This is a genomic window from Acinetobacter lwoffii (assembly GCF_024129595.1).
Taxonomy (GTDB): Bacteria; Pseudomonadota; Gammaproteobacteria; order Pseudomonadales; family Moraxellaceae; genus Acinetobacter; species Acinetobacter lwoffii_O.
The window spans coordinates 35549-54741 of record NZ_JAMXXS010000021.1 but is presented as its reverse complement, the minus strand read 5'-3'; the positions used below and the strand labels follow the sequence as shown (position 1 = coordinate 54741).

Annotated in this window: 17 protein-coding genes; 13 read left to right on the top strand and 4 right to left on the bottom strand. The window is 39.4% G+C overall.

The features are described 5' to 3' along the window. The first annotated feature begins 684 nt into the window (after positions 1–684). The 10 genes from NI466_RS10810 (at position 685) to NI466_RS10765 (ending at position 9036) form a co-directional block, all read left to right on the top strand. Entirely contained in the window at positions 685–873 is a 189-nt protein-coding gene (locus tag NI466_RS10810; RefSeq protein ID WP_253173545.1) for a hypothetical protein, read from the top strand. A 401-nt stretch (positions 874–1274) separates the two neighbouring features. Beyond that, positions 1275–2027 (top strand): hypothetical protein, encoded by a 753-nt coding sequence (locus NI466_RS10805; RefSeq protein ID WP_253173544.1) that lies wholly within the window; start codon positions 1275–1277, stop codon positions 2025–2027. A gap of 75 nt (positions 2028–2102) precedes the next feature. Further along, positions 2103–2303: a helix-turn-helix transcriptional regulator gene (locus NI466_RS10800; RefSeq protein WP_180081630.1), complete on the top strand. Its 201-nt coding sequence runs from the start codon at positions 2103–2105 to the stop codon at positions 2301–2303. Continuing rightward, positions 2300–2668: a phage-derived protein YdaY family protein gene (locus tag NI466_RS10795; protein WP_253173543.1), complete on the top strand. Its 369-nt coding sequence runs from the start codon at positions 2300–2302 to the stop codon at positions 2666–2668. The genes NI466_RS10800 and NI466_RS10795 overlap by 4 nt, the downstream gene beginning before the upstream one ends. Next, positions 2665–6276 (top strand): tape measure protein, encoded by a 3612-nt coding sequence (locus NI466_RS10790; protein ID WP_253173542.1) that lies wholly within the window; start codon positions 2665–2667, stop codon positions 6274–6276. Before NI466_RS10795 ends, NI466_RS10790 begins: the two co-directional genes overlap by 4 nt. Before the next feature lie 2 nt (positions 6277–6278). Further along, a complete protein-coding gene (locus NI466_RS10785; protein WP_253173541.1) occupies positions 6279–6548 on the top strand; it encodes a hypothetical protein in 270 nt (89 codons plus the stop codon). 47 nt (positions 6549–6595) lie between these two features. Further along, the gene (locus NI466_RS10780) at positions 6596–7081 is read left to right on the top strand and encodes a phage-derived protein YdaY family protein (RefSeq protein ID WP_253173540.1); all 486 of its coding nucleotides are present in this window, start codon (positions 6596–6598) and stop codon (positions 7079–7081) included. A 128-nt stretch (positions 7082–7209) separates the two neighbouring features. Continuing rightward, complete coding sequence (locus tag NI466_RS10775) at positions 7210–7350, top strand: hypothetical protein (RefSeq protein WP_253173539.1); 141 nt, start codon at positions 7210–7212, stop codon at positions 7348–7350. Positions 7351–7410: 60 nt separating this feature from the next. Further along, a complete protein-coding gene (locus NI466_RS10770) occupies positions 7411–7938 on the top strand; it encodes a hypothetical protein (protein ID WP_253173538.1) in 528 nt (175 codons plus the stop codon). A 90-nt stretch (positions 7939–8028) separates the two neighbouring features. Next, positions 8029–9036 (top strand): hypothetical protein, encoded by a 1008-nt coding sequence (locus NI466_RS10765; RefSeq protein WP_253173537.1) that lies wholly within the window; start codon positions 8029–8031, stop codon positions 9034–9036. 1899 nt (positions 9037–10935) lie between these two features. On the opposite strand, the gene NI466_RS10760 is transcribed toward NI466_RS10765, so the two are convergent. Beyond that, positions 10936–12507 carry a sensor domain-containing diguanylate cyclase gene (locus tag NI466_RS10760; protein WP_253173536.1) on the bottom strand — a complete coding sequence of 524 codons (1572 nt, stop codon included), beginning with the start codon at positions 12505–12507 and terminating at the stop codon, positions 10936–10938. A 995-nt stretch (positions 12508–13502) separates the two neighbouring features. Here NI466_RS10760 and NI466_RS10755 point away from each other — a divergent pair. Further along, complete coding sequence (locus tag NI466_RS10755; RefSeq protein ID WP_005265756.1) at positions 13503–13721, top strand: hypothetical protein; 219 nt, start codon at positions 13503–13505, stop codon at positions 13719–13721. Positions 13722–13973: 252 nt separating this feature from the next. On the opposite strand, the gene NI466_RS10750 is transcribed toward NI466_RS10755, so the two are convergent. From NI466_RS10750 to NI466_RS10740, 3 genes are all read right to left on the bottom strand, one after another. Then, positions 13974–14324 (bottom strand): hypothetical protein, encoded by a 351-nt coding sequence (locus NI466_RS10750; protein WP_253173535.1) that lies wholly within the window; start codon positions 14322–14324, stop codon positions 13974–13976. A 218-nt stretch (positions 14325–14542) separates the two neighbouring features. Further along, positions 14543–15190: a hypothetical protein gene (locus tag NI466_RS10745; RefSeq protein WP_180038767.1), complete on the bottom strand. Its 648-nt coding sequence runs from the start codon at positions 15188–15190 to the stop codon at positions 14543–14545. Positions 15191–15291: 101 nt separating this feature from the next. Beyond that, positions 15292–15990: a 3'-5' exonuclease gene (locus NI466_RS10740; protein ID WP_253173534.1), complete on the bottom strand. Its 699-nt coding sequence runs from the start codon at positions 15988–15990 to the stop codon at positions 15292–15294. A gap of 332 nt (positions 15991–16322) precedes the next feature. Between NI466_RS10740 and NI466_RS10735 the strand changes: the two genes are divergently transcribed. Together NI466_RS10735 and glyA are read left to right on the top strand one after the other, a co-directional pair. After that, positions 16323–17567: an alpha/beta hydrolase family protein gene (locus tag NI466_RS10735; RefSeq protein WP_085064138.1), complete on the top strand. Its 1245-nt coding sequence runs from the start codon at positions 16323–16325 to the stop codon at positions 17565–17567. Between the two features lie 154 nt (positions 17568–17721). Continuing rightward, positions 17722–18972: a serine hydroxymethyltransferase gene (gene glyA / locus NI466_RS10730; RefSeq protein ID WP_253173533.1), complete on the top strand. Its 1251-nt coding sequence runs from the start codon at positions 17722–17724 to the stop codon at positions 18970–18972. Positions 18973–19193: the final 221 nt, after the last annotated feature.

Genomic DNA, 19193 nt, shown 5'->3' with positions numbered 1-19193 from the left:
TCTTTCTCTGATTTCAGGGGTATATTTTAATTTTGTCATCGGGGTAGTCTCTCAGAATATTGACTCTCCGACAAACCCGGTACGGTTCAAAATCTTACACCGCCGTAGTTACAAGCTGAGTGAGTTAAGTCCAGATTAAACCGACCGTAGTCATTACTCGCAGTAATGCTGATATTTCTATGTTGTTTCAGGTATTCATCACTTAATAAACTTCTCAGATTAAGCTGCTTAATGCTTATAAAACCATAATTCTCTACGCTACCTTTCGACATAAAACACCATGCATTTGCTTAATTATTTAGGCTCTAAAATAATGATATTGATTGTATCTGCTTTAACATTATTTTAACTCAAACGGAATTTTTTGCTGGTGCGGTTGGGAGTGGTATCCGTTTAATGTTATCCCCGAACTTATCAGCTCCCCCCGACTGGTTAGCCGTCACTGATAGATTGAACCTCACAAAACCCAACCTTTGAACTTGATAAAACTTGAAATTAGAACCCAGCAAAACCCAACGATTAAACCTGATAAAACCTGAGATTAGGACGGCATGTAATCACTACATTTCTTCAATTTGCGAAACAATCCTATGAAAGAAATGCTTTTGTGAAACAAACCCTATGGAAGAAGCATTTATTCAATAAAAAAAGCCCGCATATCGGGGGCGATATACAGGCCATTGCATGAACAAGCCTAACGACACGCCCAAAACTCGCTATGAGAAAAAGCGCAAGCAAAAGCTAGGCAGCTTCAATATTGAGAATTCACACGATGCCGATCTATTGGCCTATGCTAATAAACTGGATGATTTTAGCGGATGGGCTAAAGAACAATTGAATGAAGATATGAAGAAAAAGAAAGGCTCACAATAGTGGGCTTTTTTAATGCCTGAAAATTAGATCAATAAATACTCATGTCTACCGTTACACAGCCGAAAACTGTCCGTTTCTGACATTTCCTACTGTGCGTTTCTGACACGTTTTATTGTGCGTTTCTGACATATTTGGGGGTTTTTAACCGTCCGTTTCTGACATATTTGCTGTGCGTTTCTGACATATTTCGCCGTCCGGTTCATCCTGGATAACTCACTAAGAATAGTGATAGTAAGTATTAGAACCTTACAAAACCTGACATTAATACGGCGTACCCGTTAGGAAATGATAAGGTTCAAACCCAACAAAACCCTTCTTTAGAACCTCATAAAACCAGATACCAGGTATAATAGATCTAGGAAATAATAAGCAGCTTATGGCGGCTGGATGATAGAAAAGTTATGAAAATGCAAATGTTTAGCTCGGTGTGTTTTTATAATGCAGTGAGTAGTAGGATAGCGTCTTATCTAATTTATCCGAGTGATGCCACAAAAAGAAATCAATATTACTCCAAGCAAATATTGGAAGGTGTTTTTGATGAGTCTAAAGATATAAATTTAGCCAAAATTTTTAAAGATCATGCTGAAGTAATGGCCCTCATTACCCCCCTAGCACATCAATACCGCTCCCCAAACAAGGGCTATATTTTAAAACCTGCCTTTGTTGCAGGACACTTATTATTAGCCATGATTAGAATGAAAATAAGTGGAATAGAGCCAAGTCTACAGAAAGCTTATTACTTCTATTTAGAGATTACCCAAAAAGACCCAGAAAATTGGGGAGTTGAAAGAGTAGGTATTAGGCAAATTGAACAAGCATGGTCCGAGTTCAAAAGCGTGGCCCATATCGGGTTAGTCGTAGGGAAGCTGGGTGTTACTCAATATGTGGATCAATACCCTGTATTTCTTTCCTCAATTTACCGTGTTCAAAAGCTGTATTTAGATATTATTAGTAGTAGCGACTATCTAGATTTTGAAATATGGGAAATGCCTTTTCTGGATCAGTTAACCTGGCAGAAAAATAGTACAGTTTACTCACCTAGATTTATTGAAAACTTAAAGAGAACCATGGTTTTCGATAAATTAAATGAAAATGAACTAAATATAATGCTTAAATATTCAAAAACTTATTTTAAAAGAGGGAGCGCAAAATAATTTTGCGTCCTTATGCACAATAATAATATGTGAATAATTGAGTACATCCCAAGTAAATGCAAAAGGATGTAAGCAATGTTAAAACGACTCAATGAAGTTTGTAAGCTATTAAGCCTTTCCCGTGATGGCTTACGAAAATTACAACTTAAAGACCCTTCCTTCCCAAAGCCAATTAAATTAGGCGACTCAAAACAATCTCCAGTTTTTATTGATATGAAAGAACTGGAATCATGGTTAGAAGCTAAAAAAGCTGAACGTGATGAGGTGGCAGCATGAGCAATACCTCTCATAGTAAATGGCTAGTTTTTAAAGACCAGAATTCAAAAGATAGTGCACGATTCAAAATTAAGCCGCTAAACAATCCAGAATATTCATGGGCTATGGTGAATTTAACCCTTGTAAGCCGAGACCTATCAGCCGTCGACTTCTTCAACCAATTTGCAGAGATAGTCAGTCATCACCTAGTTATAGACTGGAAGAACATCTCCTTTAAAGAGGATGGTGAAGTGGTAAATGTAAATTATTCGCCTGAGAATGCTTTAAAGCTATTTCTTATGGGGAAATTGGGTTTAGAAATTCTTAATTGGGTCGTTACTTCAGCATTTAGCCTGAACTCAGAAATGGGTGAGGGGGCTAAATGATTCAAGAATCTAAATTAAGAATTGTCATCGACTCAAGAAATGCTCTAAAGACTACAAACGAGGTGGCTGCCGGGCTAGAAAACCTAACCAAAAAAGGCGACCAAGCTGAAACTCAGATGACTGCAATGAGCGCTTCCATTAAGAGCCTTGTGGGCTATATGGGTGGGCTACTTACTATCAATAAGGCCATTTCTATGGCTGATGGTTATACGCAGCAAGCAGCACGCATTCGCAATGCAACAAAGGATGCAGCCGAATATGATCTAGTGCAAAACCGAATCTTAGCAACTGCGAATACGACCTACCGTCAGCTAAATGAGGCTCAAGAGGTTTACTTAAGCATGGCTGGCGGGATGCGCTCACTCGGCAAATCCACAAGTGAAACACTTGATCTTGTTGACTCACTTTCTTTTAGCTTTACTCACAATGCTACGCGTACTGATCAAGCGCAATCAGCCATGGATTCGCTTTCTAAATCTATGGCAAAAGGTAAGATTGATGCCGATGCATGGATTTCAATTGTTACTGGCGCAGATAATGTTATTGCCGACATGGCAAAAACTACAGGCAAGTCCGAAGCCGAAATTCGAAAATTAGGTGCTGAAGGCAAAGCATCTTTAAGCGACTTGATTAAGACACTGATTGCCACCCGTGATGAAAATGAAAAACTTGCTAATAGCATGGAAAACAGTCTTGCAGATGGTTTTACTAAGTTGTCTAACGAGGTCACTGTTTATCTAGGCAAGGCCAATGAAGCCACAAGCGCGACTGGCATGTTGGCAGGCGGGCTAAGTAGCTTGGCTGAGAATCTGGACGCTGTAGCCAATACTGGTGCAGCACTGGGTTTGGGATATGTGACTACTGCATTACTAACAAAAGGTGCTGCGGTAAAACAAAGCCTTGTTGATTCTGCTGCTCGTCGTGTGGCTGATCAAGCCGAAATGCAATCGCAAGTTCAATTGGCTGGTATTGAAGCTCAGCGCACACGCCAAATTATGGCCCTGGCTGCTCAAGAGGTGCATCTAGCAAGACTAGAGTTAAATTCTGCGACCACCCGAGATGCACGTGCAGCTGCGACAATGCGCCTGACTCAGGCAGAAGTAGCACTCAACATTGCTACCAGAAACACTACAACAGCTACAGCTGCTTATAGTGCTGCTCAAGCAACAGCCGCAACAACTTCATTAACATTGGCAGGTGCTGCCAGAACCGCTTTAGCCTTTATGACTGGACCAGTAGGTCTCGGTATTACAGTAGCAACAGTAGCAGCAGGTTATCTTTTACTTGGAGGTAATTCGGAAAAAACCACAGCCTCTTTACGTGAAAACAATGAGACAGTGGGAGAGGCTGTTCAAAAATACCGCGAGCTGGATGATGTTCAGAAACGCGGGCAGCAAGCAGCCGAAAAGGCAAAGTTAACTGAATTATCCGAAGGTTATAAAGAATTAACCACCGATTTGAATACCAATGCGTATGCCTTGAGCCGACACAATGACTTTACTCGGGAGCAGTCTCGGGAAGTAAATGCCTTAATTGCTGAGTTTAAGAGAACAGGTGATTTAGATAAGTTTTCTGCAGCAATCAATAAGCTTTCATTTGTAAGCCAAGACTCAAAAGATAAGTTTAACGCTTTAGCAGGTCAAGTTCGCACCTCTGGAAATGAATATAAAAACCAGAAGCAATTTGTTGATGCAATGACCAACTCTTTAAATCAAAACGCCAGTGCTGGAGATAATGCTGCAAGAGGCATTCGAAATGCAGCCGATGCAGTGGCAGAGTACACAGGTAAGTTAAAAAGCCAACAATGGGATTTGGAGTTTACAAACGCCATCATCCAAAAGCATGGCAGGTCAGCTCAAGAAGCAGATTTGCTTTTGCAGGCTTATCGTGAAAATGAGAAAAAAGGCATTATAGGTGTAACTATTGAGCAAAAGAAAATCATTAGTAATATCGAAGCCCAAAGAAAATCTGCCGAGGCTTACAGCAAGTCTCAATCCGAGTCACTAGCAAAACAGAAAAAATCTGCCAAAGAAGCTTTGTCTGAAGCGAACAAAGGTAAGAAAGAAGCGGAGCGTTTAGCTGAGGAGCAATTCAACTTACGTGAGCAGCTTGTTTATGAGAGTGCGCATCGAGAAAAACAGATCGAACTTGATCTTGCTAGAGAGATTGCTGAAATACGCAAAGCCAAATTTAGCCCAGAAGATACATCTGGCCTTATTGGTAACGCTGAAGCGCGCGCAAAGTATGAAAAGGAGTTATACACCGAGCAACTTAAATATCAACTGAATGAATGGCAGTGGACGGAAGAGGAAAAGCTAGATCAGCGTGTCAAAATTAATCGGCTATTAATCCTGTCTAGTCGAGACTTGACTGACACAAACAAGCAATACAGCTTGGATTCAATGGTTGATCAAAGTAATCACGAACTCGGCCTCATTAAGCTTTCACAAGAAACCCGCCTCTTTCAAATGCGTGAAGCTCTCATGTCTGAGACAGCAGCCATGCAGGAGCGTTATCGCTTGGAGCGTGAGCAGATCCTCCTGAACTCCAAGTTAAGCCAAGAGCAGAAACAGCGTGAAATCGCCTTAAGCAAGGCTTTGCAAGAGGAAGAAAATCGCAGACGGTTAAATAATGCAGTTCAGCAATGGGGTGGCATCCAAGCTGAAATGAATGGCACTGGCAACCAATATCGGTTAGAGCAAGAACGATTTGGCAGAATTGATAGTTCTCAGAATGTATTTAATTCACAGATGGATCAAGTGGATCAGGCCGCTCAAGATCCTAACGCCAATATTCAAGAGATTGCAGCTCAGCGTGAAGCGATTTGGCAGGCGCATCACGACCGGATGACGGCTATTGAATCCGATTATCAGGCTTCGTCTTATAGTCTTCAACTTGGTTATGGTCAACAAGTAACAGGCGCGCTTTCAGGAATGTTCGGTGCGATGCTTGGTGAGTCATCATCCGCATATCGTGCTTTATATACGGCACAGCAATCATTTGCTCTTGCTCAGGCAGGCATGAACGTCTGGAAGTCTGCATCTGATGCTTATGCGAATGAGCCAGGAACTTGGTATCAAAAGGCTGCTGCAGCTGCAATAGCAACTTTAGAATCTGGAACATTTGTTTCATTGATTCAGGCTGCTACCCCTAAAGGCTTTGCTGAAGGAGGGTTCACTGGTTATGGCGGTAAATATGAACCGGCAGGCATTGTTCATAAGTGGGAGGGTGTTCTTACTAAAGAGGAGATGATGGCCATTGGTGGCCCGCAAGGTTTTGAAGGGCTAAGAAAATCTATTAAAGATGGTAGTTATGCGAATGGTGGTATAGCTGGTATTAATGCTGTTAGAGATACCCATCGTGTTGGTATGGGTGCTGTGAATGCGATTAATTCGGGTGGCTCTGGTGGAAAAGCTGTCATTCAACCTAAAGTGGTTATCAATAATTACTCTTCTGAGAAAGTTGAAACTTCGACGAATCAGGATGGTGAATTAATGGTCACTATAGGGAAAATATTAGATCAAAAAATCGATTCTGGTGTAGATCGAGGTATTCAAAGAAATCTACGCCAAGGATATCCGTTAGCTAATGCAATAAAAGGAAGATGAAGATGCCATTGAATTATGAAGAAACTCAAGCAATAGCAGAAAGTACTGCTAGGTTTGCAATAGAAGGCGACTCTGCTACACGATTACTTATAGGTAATTTAGTGAAATTCTTAGATGAAAAGGGCTTAATTGATAAAGACGAATATCTTCAAGCAACACTAGAAATGAAAAAACACTTGATCGAGAATCGCGAACCGGAAGAAAAATTGTGTCGTGAGATGGTGGAAAAAATTTTTGAATTTCATATTAATGATTTAAAAAAACCCGATTAATCGTAAAAAATAAACTGCCTTCGGGCAGTCCTTCTTGGAGAATAAATATGACCTTAAAAGTAGCAATCCAACAAAGTAAAGAAGTCGCTCTTTGGAAAGAATATAAAGATAGCAAGGGCAATGTATTGGCAGAGTTCAAGATTCGCGGCTCTGACTACAAGGCCTACCGGGTAGCGGTTGAGCGCGCACAGAATCAACTGTCATCGAAAGGCTATGATGTGGCGACTGCTGGTAGTGATGACAAGCTTTATCATGAGCTTTTATTAGAAGCTGCCGCATGTCACCTGGTAGCCGACTGGAAAGGTGTTGTCTTTGTTGAAGATGACAAAGAAATTGAACCGGAATGCTCACCTGAAAACGCAACTAAGCTTTTCAATATGGGTGATATCGGGGTGGCAATTTGGGCCTTTGTGAAAGCGCAATCTGACCAGATCCAGGCCGAAGCAAACAGCTATCGAGATGAAGTTTTGGGAAAGTCCGAGAGCTCTACCGATACCTTAACCAGTATGCCGGACTCAGCGAACACCAAGTAAGAGTTCGTAAAGCATTAGGGGTTGAACTGCCAGACCCACCTGCATATTCATACACAGCTAATGCTTTAATCGAAGCCTACAACGTCATTTCACGCTCACGTAGATACGAGCAAGGCACACCGTTAGCCTTGAGTATTGCTGATCTGAATGCTTATTGTGAGCAGTATGAGTTGCCAGTAGAGCGTTATATTTTTAATGCAGTCATCTTTGATCTGGATAACCGGTTTATTGATGAGGCGTATAAGAAGGTGAGTAAGAAATCAGCGTGAGTTGGTTTCTTTTTCGACAGGGAATTAGTATCTTGTGTTTATTTATAAGAGGGTATTCACATGAAAAAAATATTAGTAATTTGTTTATTAATGTTCGCCGTACAGGTTGAAGCTAAAAATAAATATGAGCCTGAATGCAAGGTGAGTGGCTTTAATAATGAAACTATATGTTTTGTGAAACCGTATGGCACATGGGTAGATAATAAGAAAACAGCTCTAAGTTTTGTTTCATTCGGGGGCACATGGACAAGCACTGCGCCAAAAAATGTAGGTTTATCTATTTTTTATGGCGATGCAGCAACGAATATTAAGTCTGTAGCCTTCAATATTGATGGAAATATAACTGAATTTAACGTTGATATTCTTTCTAATAAAGTGAGCAGACAGGGGCGTCTATCCAATACTACGGCGTTAGCGATAATTCCAGTCGATTACCTGCAACAATTAGTACAGGCGAAAAATGCTAAATATCGTGTATCAACTATCTCGGATGGATATAGAGAAGGGTCTTTTTATTCTGTTAAAGGGGTAGCTTCTGAACCTATTACTACACTGAAAGCTTTGCTTGATAAGATTCAATATCAATAAAAAAATCTTGGGGTAATTTTGAAGGCTTAGCTTTTAGACTGGTCCTTATTAATTAGATACTGCCCTCATTACTAAAGAGTAAATAGAAAAATGGAAAATAAAAGTTCTTTAAAGGAAGGATTTAGTTTCAAGCTAATTGGATTTGATCAATCATTAGTAGACCAACTCAGTCCATTTTTTAATAAATCTATTTTTGAGCTTTCGAAACTTATCGATATCTCAACTCTAGAAGGCCTTTCCTTTGCAATAGGGGATGAAGAGTACCTACAAGAACTACAATCCTTTAATGACCACCTTGCCCCGTCTAGTGGCGCTGCGGTGGGAATTGCAATGACACTTACCAATATTGATAGGGATTACAGTCGAAATTACATTGTCGTGAACTGCAGATATCTTGGACTGGAGTACTTTTTAACAGAATATACTGAACCTGTTTCTCAAGAGGATATGAATAGGGTAATGAGCGATTTCCTTCATACTTTATTTCATGAGTTTTGCCATGTTTTTGGATACCAGCAATTACTTAAAATAAGCCCAAATTTACTTACTAAAAGCAGCTTTAAGAATGACTGGGAAGGATTTATGCACCTAGTATCCCTTACATGCTGGGACGAATACCAAGTATGCGGTTGGGCAAATATGATCGGATCTGATCAGCAGGATAGATATGAGTCTATTCTTTTAAATGTAATGAATCAATTTGAGGGCTCCATAGAGCGAGTGTTCAAGGAATATTTAGAAAGTACAGAGAATTCAAGATTCCTTACCTTATTCAATAATACGGCAATATTAGTCTTAGACTTATTCAAATACTCATCCTACTATTTGGGCGATTTGTCCACCAAGGATGATGCCATTATTAGCGATGAAGTAAGCTCACATAAGCTTTATGACGTGATAAGCACTTTGAATGAAATGCTATCTTCATTAAAAAGCAAGGTAGATACAGGCATAGTAGAGAACACTGATTTCTACAAAATCGGTGAACATGCTCAACAGGTCGCTGCAGACTTGGGATTGATCGTAGAACCAGTTGATAAGAACAATATGTTTGTTAATCTAAGCAGGTCTGCTCAAACAAGAATCCTATACGCCTAATCAGTCTAGTTGTCTTTAAATTTGCCCCTAAATAGGGGCATTTTTGTTTTACGTAGTTTTACGAGACAGGTATTCACTAAATACGGCGTAGACTTTGGTATTACAATGTTTGAGTGTGGTTTTGATAGTCTTTTTCATGTGGTGCTGTAAAACAAGAAATTAAGGTCAAAATTCTTTACGTAGCTATACAAAACAAGGGGGGGTACCTTGATGGAATGGGATTCCTTGAAAATAGTGGTAAGCCTTTCTACATATAGCTTTGAAGCTATTTTGATGGTCTCTCTACTGGTGGCCTATCAAGGTAATTCAATTAAACGCCGTAAAGAATAATTTTAGGATTCTTGCTTTACGTAGCTTTACGAAATCAAAGTTATTAAATCCCTGTATGCCTTGCTGTAATTGGCATAGGTGGCATTTCTTACAAGTACCCTGTAAAGCAAAATTTAGCAGGGCGTAGCAGGACAAAACCATATTTCTTGTTGGACGTAGCATGACAAACAGCATATCTAAGTAAAACGCCGTATGCCTTGTATGGCTTGGGTTTGAGTGTATTTTTATAGGTGCTTCTATCAGTACCTTGTCCAACAAATATAAAGCTCTTGTCCTGCAAGATTTTGCTAGACGTACCTAGACGAAATGCAATTTTAATAAAATAGATGTAATGCTTATCTGATAAGGCTTTTACATAGTTTTTAGGGTGTTTTTGGTGGGGTGTTGTCAAGGTAAATCAACGGCGTGCCGTATAACTAATTTCTTCTTTTCTTGTACGACGTAGAACGACAAAACAGGGGGTAATTATTCCATTTATGTCTTTTGTGAAACTCACCCTATGAAAGAGATACTTTTATCTAATTAGACTGCATGAATCTAAAGCAATCTAAAGCTCGTTTTTGGTATAAAGCAGCATTTGCGAAACAAACCCTATGAAAGAAGCGTTTTCGCCTAATTAGACTGCACCGATCTAAAGCTGTTTATTCTGTTGTCATGATTTCCATGATAGCTGAATCTGCATGGTTATCTTGACCATCCAGCTATTGGGTTGGTGTTGGCCAGGTGGTATTTCTTTTCATTACACTTTAAGTGTAGTTAGCGTTCCGAGAGTTTTCGGATCGGGACCATTTCCCCCACTGGGGGATATAAGCAAAATTGCGTTGGTTGAATCCATGTTTTAAAAGCAAGGCTCAAAAGTGAGCAACGGTATTCACTGGACGAAAAATTGCGTTGAGTGGGTGCATCCAAATATGGACAGACCTCAAAAGTGAGTTTTGCATGTGCCTATCAGTCACTCACAAAGATAACCCCAACTTTGGGGGCATCTCTTAACTACATTTAAAGTGTAGTAGCAGATCAGGTATAACCGCCAATGGCGGACGGATCAGGAGCATTCACTCAATTTGAGGATATGAGCAAACTTGCTCACATTTAAAACGCGACCAAGCTACTTAATCAGCCACTTGGACGGCCAAGTTAATTCAGCATTTGAGATGCGGATTTAAAATCTGAAATTCTATCAACCTACCCAAAGTTGGTTAGTGTGAATTTAAGTCCCACCAAAAAGTGGAAGCCAAAAAGGGTCATCAAAAGTGACATGCTGCATAAGCTCCATAAAATTGAGGAGCTTTATAATCTGGCCCTCACCTGATCCACTAAATAGAGGAGCAGAATCCCTCAGCGCGCACCTTACCCATGCCACAATAATCGGAAACCTGAAAAATAAAATAGACAGGTAGCTTTAAGGATATAAAAAAGGGGGGTACATTCAGAAATGAGGATACATGAGAGGATACAAAGCAATAGTTATAAATGGCAAAGCCTTGCTATATATGGCTTACAGGGTATTGTTCTATCCCCGCTGAGCGCACCATTTATTTAATCTATAAATCTGAAAAATAAATCAAATTAGTAACGCACACAGTTACGGCCATCATCTTTCGCCCGATAAAGATTGTTATCGGCAATTTTCAAAACGTCTAGAATATTTTTAGAACTGTCTGGCCAAGAAGCAATACCAATCGAAATGCTAATGTGACCTATGTCCTGAATCTCTTTACCTGCAATTTCTTTTCTGAACCTTTCTGCGCTTTCATAAACTTCAGTGAGATTGCTGTTCGGTATAATAATGATAAATTCTTCACCACCGTAGCGGCAGCAAATATCATCTTTACGAAATTTTTGCTGCATCGTCTTGGCAATATGCTTTAAGACAACATCACCTTGATCATGACCGTAATTGTCATTAATGTTTTTAAAATGATCAACATCCATCAGAAGCACTGAAAAAGGGATGTTCATTTTCATGTTTTGAGTCATGACATAATTCAAACCACGACGATTCATCAAGCCGGTTAAAGGATCTGTATTAATATGATGATCCATCTTGCTCATTTGTTGCGAAAATTTGCGAACACTGAGCAGTAGGGCTAACTTGAATTTTGTGACCTCATAGTACCAGGGCTGGATATTCTTAATTTTTGAGCCGATTTCTGCCTGATTCAGTAAACTCGCCATATCTGCCAGTTGGTTCAACGGGGCCGAGATAGAGTCAGACAGTCGCCATACAATATAAAAAACAAGCAGATAAAATAAAAAGAATCCTGCGGCTAATTTATAAAGGATAGAATTTGCCTGTTTAAGTAAATCATGGGTGGGTTGTTGGGAAACCACGATCCAGTTTGAAGTCGGAATATGAGAAAAACCCGCCAGATTATCAGTGCCCTGGCTATTGATTAAACGAATTTGACCATTTTTATGCGCATGCATATATTCCAGACCAGTATTATTGCTGGCCAATTGACCGATTCTTTCACGATCGGGATGGAAAATAATTTTATTTTCATTGTTAATCACATACATATAACTATTCTTATAATTTTTATAAGTGGTTAGAAGCTGATTAATTACATTTTTTTCTTTTAAATAAATCGCTGAACCGATGAAGCCCTGATAGTGATTTGACTTGTCAAAAATAGGTTGAGAAATAAACACAATCATATTTTTTTGCACAGAAAAATAGGGCGAAGATATATAAGTCGATTTTTTATGAAGAGAGTCAATAATCCCTTGAGTATGTTGTATTTTGCTTTTATCAATATGCAGAATATTAGGGGAAAAGTTTATCAGTCTGCCTTGGGTGTCACTGATCACAACACTGTTATAGTGTTCAGACTGATATTTTAATTTATTGACCTCGGCTTCTCTTAGCTCATTGTTATTAAAGTCTTGACCTAATATCTTGGCACTATAGTCCAGCTCAAGAAGCATATTTCTAAAATGGTTGTCTGTGCTTAATGCAATTTTATGTGCATGATCAGAGTTTAAGGCAAGAGAATTGTCGATTAACTGATTTTTTACGATCTGATAGCTAATAATGAGAGAAATAATAAAAAGGCTAGACACACTAAAAATAGCCAATAAAAGTATTAACTGCCTTAAATTGAGATCAAGGTATTTCCTAAAATTATTAGCTGACATAAAAAATTAGATATATCTCGATGTATTTATGAGCATTGTATTGCATTTATATTCAATGTTTAAGGTTGATATAAAATTAAATTTCCATTAGGTGGGAGTTTTTATTTCGATCAAATTCAGAATTTATAGGTCGCTTGGCTGTAAATAGGGTGAATTTGAAAAGCTGAGTAAGGTTCTGAATATTTGACTATGCTGCAAATAAAAATATGGTATTTAACGTTCAGAAAATCAATTGAATAATTTTGATTTCCTCATTTAAGTTATTGAATAATAAGACAAAAATATGGTTAATTGACATTGATGGGAGATTAAATTGTCGCCATTTTTTGAAAAATAATCATTTTAAAATTAGTCGTATCGATTCATGACAGCAGTTTCTTTGAATATTGCGTCCTTTTCCGGAAGTATTTTTTATTTATAAAAAATCATATTCCAACTTAAATTTTAAAGCGCTTATTGAGATTATGAACGAGAGTATTGAGCCGTCTATGCAACGGGAAGTTGTATGCTTAATAAGGTATTTTTCTAGAAATCAATAAATTAGATAAAGATGATATGAATGCAAAATTCTTCGTAAGACAAGTCAGAAATATTCTAATCTGCTTTAAAAAAATGACAATTGGAATCTTGTATAAGTCTTCTTTTAGAAGTGTAAAAGAGTATTGTTGGCTAAAAAAATACTGTTATATTGAACTCATGGTAGGTCGTAAAACCAATAAGACGCTACCGATAAGTTGGACGGATCAATGACAGTTAGTTGAGTTTGATGTTTATCACCAGACAATAAATCTAGCACTAGCCATCCAACACAGAGCTCGCAGAAATGCGAGCTTTTTTAATGTCTGCACAATTCATTAAGTTTAATATTCTTTTTCTTATAATCCATTCAGATAAAAAAGTTTACATTGCCAAATTCGCTAACATCTTGAAGATTAATCGCTTGGCTAATTATGGTATAAAAAACTGAAAATTGGATAATGAGAGAGGAAGGAAAAATGTCAAAGATAATTGATATCAAGGTGAAAGATCAATTTAGCCAAGTGACTGAGGCGAAAGCGATGCTGCGTTCCTTTGCAGAGCACAACACTCATCATGCAGCTGAGTTGGTCAAAAAAATTGAACATATCGTGGTAGATGGTGAAACGATTCTGCCGAGTATTGAGTTGTTGTTTGAAAGCCAAAAATCTTCAAATATTTATCGCGTTGTCGAATAATTTAATCAGTGAACTTCAGATAGGTAGAAAAAAATTGAACTTATTTATCCGAAATCACCGATTCAGTAGTTAAAAAACTCACCATTTAGGTGAGTTTTTTATACTTTGGTATTTGCTAGCTTGGATGCTAATGTGTGCAGCTATAATCAGAAGCTGATTCAATCTCTAAGAGAAGACAACGTGATAGTGAGCCTTGATTGGCCGAAGAAATTTCCCATAGCAATAAAAAAGCTCGCTGGAGTGAGCAAGTATTTAAATCTGTTTAAGCTGCAAATTCACATCATATTTTTCAAATTCTTTTAGAATCTGCGCTAAAGTTTGCTGTGCAGTTGTATGCTCAGGGCTTAAAGAAATTTCCTGACAAGTCGTGCTGTCAAAACATTCAATGGCCTGAATCAGCCAATGATGCTCAAGGGGACTTTTTTGAATCAACACACGGCGCGGTTGCAAGCTGTCACTGATCTGGCGGGGAAGTACATAGGTGATCGCCAGTTGCACAAATTGCAGTTCTTCAACCGGACTTAAAAAGGTAATTACCCAATTGCCAACTTTACTCAGTTGCATGGGATTATCGAACGCATCGAATTCTAAATAATGTGACATATACATGATCCAATCGGATGTCTATGCTCACTATATGGCGGGATTATAATTCTTTTTCTATCACGCTTAAGTCGGATATTTCGAGCTTTAAATTTTGCTTAAATATAAATATATCAAATAACCAATTAGTTATCTTGAATAATTAAAGCTGCCTCATTGTTAAACTCACTTATTTAAGAGTTTAAAAGACTAAGATGTTCTTATTCAGGCGCTTCATTTTATTGCAATTGATCTAAAGCAAAATTGATCTGCTTCAGAATGTGATTCAATTCTTGGGGAGCAATACGGCTTTCCTGAAGGGACGTGATCCATTGCATTTGGCACAGTTTTAAACTGCGCGTATCCGGCGCCTGTAAAATCTGATGAATTTGCTGCTTGGCCATCAAGCCACAATATTTTTGTAAGCTTTCCATCATCATATATTTAAGGTCTTCAAAAGACATAGGTTGCAGTTCAGGCAGCTTTTTTGCATGGCTTGAATCCGTTTCAGCAGATGGAATGTCCTGCGCTACTTTAATGGATTCCATCTCAGGATGGAGTTCTTTTGTCGCAGAAGCTGCTGCTATCGATGAGTCCAACGATCGGTGAATCTCGGAGTGTGCCAGGTCAACTTTTGTATCTGTTCTTGCATCAGCCTGCTTTTGACTGATGGCTACCTCGCCCGTTTCAGCTGGAATAATTAAATCCATGGCATAAAGCTGATCTAAGAGTTCGGCAGGAGCAAGCTGTTGTTTTAAGCCATCATTTAATAAGTTGAAATCCTGGCTGCCGATCAGAACCAGTAAGCGGCGTTGGCGTGCGGTCAGTGGGATGGAGCGATCCTGTAGCACCTCGATCCCACGTTGAGTTTTATAAAAATGCATCATAGCTGAATAGATTGTTGCTAAAATTCAGCTAGAGCATAGTCTGTGAAAATTACATTAATATGAAGTATTTATTAAAATACTGAGGTTTATTTTGATAAGACCTATAATGTCGTGATCGCCGTATTTTCAAGGGCCTTACGTAAATAAGGATCCAGTTCATCCTGACGCAATAGCCATTGCACATAGTCAGCAGGTAGTTCGGCGATGGCAGTACCGCGATGTTTGCCAAAATTAATCGTACGTGGAATTCGGGCATCTTCAGAAGCGTCGAATAATTCCTGCATACTGTTGATTTTTAAATGATGCACAATATGCATCAAAATATTGGCAGTTAAAATAATATCCATATCGGCACGATGCGCTTTACGGATCATTTCACGCGCTCTTTCGCTGCCTTTGGTGATCATATAAATCAGGGCAGAAATATTGTGTGCTTCCGCATCTGGCCAGACCCGACGTGCTAAAGCCAGTGTACAAATCGCCTTGATTTTTGAAGTATCTACGCCACATTTTTCGATGGCACGGACGTCATAATCAATATTATGGCCGATCATGTAGACGGTTTCATCAGGCAGGCGAAAGGTACTGTAATGCGGCTGACCTTCCAGATCCGATTCCAGAATATGATGCACGGCCATGGCAGCAAAAGAAATAGCTTCGTCACATGAGTAGACCTGATCAAACAGGCGGCTTTTATCCAGACTGATTTTATGCTCTACAATTTCGACAGGCGCATAAGCAATTTCGATGGGTTGGCCATTTAAAGTATGCGTTTCGGTATCAAGAATAATGGCCTGCATGTCGGAAATGTGCCTGAAAAAGAGAGGAGAGTAAAATCTAACATTATTATTTTGCAACTGACAATTGAATTGCTTTATTTCTGTATTAATTGCAGGCTTTTTAACGTATGACGACTATTTGTATAGTTCTGGAGAGGAGAAATTCTCTATTTTAAAGTTTGTTGATTTCATAATAAATCTAAACCGGTGCGAATTTAATAGAAAAAATAACGCATTCTTTTCTTGATATTGTTTAGATAAATTGGGAAATTACATGTAGTTTTATCGTTTGTTAAAGATAAAACCAGAAAAACTCATTAGAGATGATAATAAATAAGATAAGGATAAGATCGATGAAACGTCAAGTATTGACCTGTGCTCTTCTCACATTAAGTGTGGCCTTAACTGCTTGTAACGATGATAGTGATAATGATCGTTTTTACGAGTCCAAACCTGCTCTTCCTGTAAATGATATAGACAATCCGGTGGTGGCAACCCCGGTGGCCTATACTGAAACGGATTTCGCCGGGATCGCTGACGAAAGTGTGATCATGACTTATAAGATGTTAGGGATTAATGGTAAAGAAACACAAGCGACTGCATTGGTGTTCACCCCTGAGGGAACACCACCAGCAAAGGGATGGCCGATCGTCGCATGGGCTCATGGCACGACTGGCGTTGCTGACCAATGTGCACCAAGTCGAAATGCACTGAATCCTTTTATCAGGAATATGATTGCTGGATTTCTTCAAGCGGGATATGTGGTCGTTGCACCCGATTATGAAGGTTTAGGTGAGCCTGGTGGAAAAGAGCTCCATCCTTTCCTGAATCTCAAGAGTGAAGCCTATTCGATTACCGATGCCGTTGTCGCTGCAAAAGATTATTTAGGGACAGATGCATCTAGTCAATGGATGGCTGTTGGGCATTCTCAAGGGGGACAGGCAGCTTTAGGTGCTGCACAATATGCAGCACGAGCTGCTCAAATGACTTATAAGGGGACAGTGGCTCTAGCACCTGCTTCTAATTTTAGCCTGATTTTGTCAGGTGGTGAGGCGCAAGCTGGACAAGAAACCGATCTGGGTAAAAAGATTGAAACTTTGGCGTCTTTAGATACGTTCACGGCATTGATTACTGCCGGTTTACGTAATCCAAACCCAAATCTGCAATATAGCCAGATTTTTAAAACACCGACTGACCAGATCGCTAAGAATGCGGAAACTGATTGCTATGATGTACTGGGTAATAAATTTGGTGCTGCAATGGGACAGTATGCTCAAAATAACGGAACTTTAGAAGGATATCCGCGTACTCAAACCAACTTCATGAGTATTCCGGTGGTGAAAAACTTCCTGGATAAAGATTCTCAGCCTTTACAGGTCAAAGTGTCTACGCCAGTGATTATTTATCAGGGTTCAGCAGATAGTACCGTTCCGAAAGCAGCAACAGATGTTTTGGTTGCACTCGCCAATCAGAAACAAACTTCAGTACGTTATATTACGGATGAGTCAAATGCGACTAAATGGGATCATGGTAGCGTCTATGCACTGAATATTCCTAATATTATTTCAGATGTAAAATCTCTAATGCCAATTCAATAACTTATTTTTATCTGAATGGCTCATGTTTTTTTAGATATGAGCCATTTTTATTGCAAACTGAATAAAGTTCATGATCGAAAATTTAAAACTTCATGCTACAATACGCGCCAATCTTAGCACGGCTTAAAAGCCCTAAATCAATAGGACCTCGCTAATGTTTGCCAATATCTCTATCGCTGAATTTGATCCAGAATTAGCTCAAGCAATCTCGAATGAAGATGCTCGTCAAGAAGCTCATATTGAGCTAATCGCTTCTGAAAACTACTGCTCACCAGCAGTTATGGAAGCTCAAGGTTCAAAACTTACTAACAAATATGCGGAAGGCTACCCAGGTAAACGCTACTATGGCGGTTGCGAGTATGTAGACGTTATCGAACAATTGGCGATTGACCGTGCTAAAGAACTCTTTGGTGCTGATTATGCTAACGTTCAGCCACATGCTGGTTCACAAGCAAACTCAGCAGTTTACTTAGCGCTTCTGAACCCGGGCGATACAGTTCTGGGTATGAGCCTTGCTCACGGTGGTCACTTGACTCACGGTGCAAAAGTAAGCTTCTCTGGTAAAACATATAATGCGATTCAGTACGGTTTAAACCCTGAAACTGGCGAGATCGATTACGAAGAAGTTGAGCGTTTAGCGCTTGAGCACAAGCCACGTATGGTCGTTGCTGGTTTCTCTGCATACAGCCAAATCGTTGACTGGCAGCGTTTCCGCGAAATCGCGGACAAAGTAGGTGCTTACCTATTTGTTGATATGGCTCACGTTGCAGGTCTGGTTGCTGCTGGCGTTTACCCAAGCCCGGTGCAAATTGCTGACGTAACTACGACTACGACTCACAAAACACTTCGTGGTCCACGTTCTGGTTTAATCCTTGCGAAAGCAAACGAAGAAATCGAGAAAAAATTACAGTCAGCTGTATTCCCAGGCAACCAGGGTGGTCCTTTGGTTCACGCGATTGCTGCGAAAGCAATCTGCTTCAAAGAAGCAATGGCACCTGAATATAAAGCGTATCAACAACAAGTCGTTGTTAATGCGAAAGCAATGGCTGAAGTATTAATCGCTCGTGGTTATGATGTAGTTTCTGGTGGTACTGAAAACCACTTGTTCTTGCTGTCTTTAATCAAGCAAGACATTACAGGTAAAGAAGCTGACGCTTGGTTAGGTGCTGCTCACATTACTGTGAACAAAAACTCTGTACCAAACGATCCACGCTCTCCGTTCGTCACTTCAGGTATCCGTATCGGTACACCTGCAGTAACAACTCGCGGTTTTGGCGAAGCTGAAGTGCGTGAACTTGCAGGCTGGATCGCTGACATCCTAGATGCTAAAGGCGATGAAGCTGTTATCAACGCGGTGAAAGAGAAAGTTGCAGCGGTATGTGCTAAATTCCCAGTTTATGCATAATCGCTTATAAACGGAAAGGAGCTCCCAACCGGGAGCTTTTTTTATAGCTGTAAAAATAACGATGTAAAAGATGTTTAGACTTGATCGGGCTTATATAGATCAATTTCCATGCCGTAAGAGATTGAGTCATCAATAAAATCATATTGAGTTTTTCTCAATCTGGCTTAAAGTCTTTTATCAACTATTTGTATTTTTAAATGCTTTAAAAGAATGAATGCATT

Excerpts from the sequence above, each read along its gene's own strand:
- NI466_RS10810 (WP_253173545.1), top strand. The coding sequence starts at position 685 with ATGAACAAGCCTAACGACACGCCCAAAACTCGCTATGAGAAAAAGCGC.
- NI466_RS10805 (WP_253173544.1), top strand. The coding sequence starts at position 1,275 with ATGAAAATGCAAATGTTTAGCTCGGTGTGTTTTTATAATGCAGTGAGT.
- NI466_RS10800 (WP_180081630.1), top strand. The coding sequence starts at position 2,103 with ATGTTAAAACGACTCAATGAAGTTTGTAAGCTATTAAGCCTTTCCCGT.
- NI466_RS10795 (WP_253173543.1), top strand. The coding sequence starts at position 2,300 with ATGAGCAATACCTCTCATAGTAAATGGCTAGTTTTTAAAGACCAGAAT.
- NI466_RS10790 (WP_253173542.1), top strand. The coding sequence starts at position 2,665 with ATGATTCAAGAATCTAAATTAAGAATTGTCATCGACTCAAGAAATGCT.
- NI466_RS10785 (WP_253173541.1), top strand. The coding sequence starts at position 6,279 with ATGCCATTGAATTATGAAGAAACTCAAGCAATAGCAGAAAGTACTGCT.
- NI466_RS10780 (WP_253173540.1), top strand. The coding sequence starts at position 6,596 with ATGACCTTAAAAGTAGCAATCCAACAAAGTAAAGAAGTCGCTCTTTGG.
- NI466_RS10770 (WP_253173538.1), top strand. The coding sequence starts at position 7,411 with ATGAAAAAAATATTAGTAATTTGTTTATTAATGTTCGCCGTACAGGTT.
- NI466_RS10765 (WP_253173537.1), top strand. The coding sequence starts at position 8,029 with ATGGAAAATAAAAGTTCTTTAAAGGAAGGATTTAGTTTCAAGCTAATT.
- NI466_RS10760 (WP_253173536.1), bottom strand. The coding sequence starts at position 12,507 with ATGTCAGCTAATAATTTTAGGAAATACCTTGATCTCAATTTAAGGCAG.
- NI466_RS10755 (WP_005265756.1), top strand. The coding sequence starts at position 13,503 with ATGTCAAAGATAATTGATATCAAGGTGAAAGATCAATTTAGCCAAGTG.
- NI466_RS10750 (WP_253173535.1), bottom strand. The coding sequence starts at position 14,324 with ATGTCACATTATTTAGAATTCGATGCGTTCGATAATCCCATGCAACTG.
- NI466_RS10745 (WP_180038767.1), bottom strand. The coding sequence starts at position 15,190 with ATGATGCATTTTTATAAAACTCAACGTGGGATCGAGGTGCTACAGGAT.
- NI466_RS10740 (WP_253173534.1), bottom strand. The coding sequence starts at position 15,990 with ATGCAGGCCATTATTCTTGATACCGAAACGCATACTTTAAATGGCCAA.
- NI466_RS10735 (WP_085064138.1), top strand. The coding sequence starts at position 16,323 with ATGAAACGTCAAGTATTGACCTGTGCTCTTCTCACATTAAGTGTGGCC.
- glyA (WP_253173533.1), top strand. The coding sequence starts at position 17,722 with ATGTTTGCCAATATCTCTATCGCTGAATTTGATCCAGAATTAGCTCAA.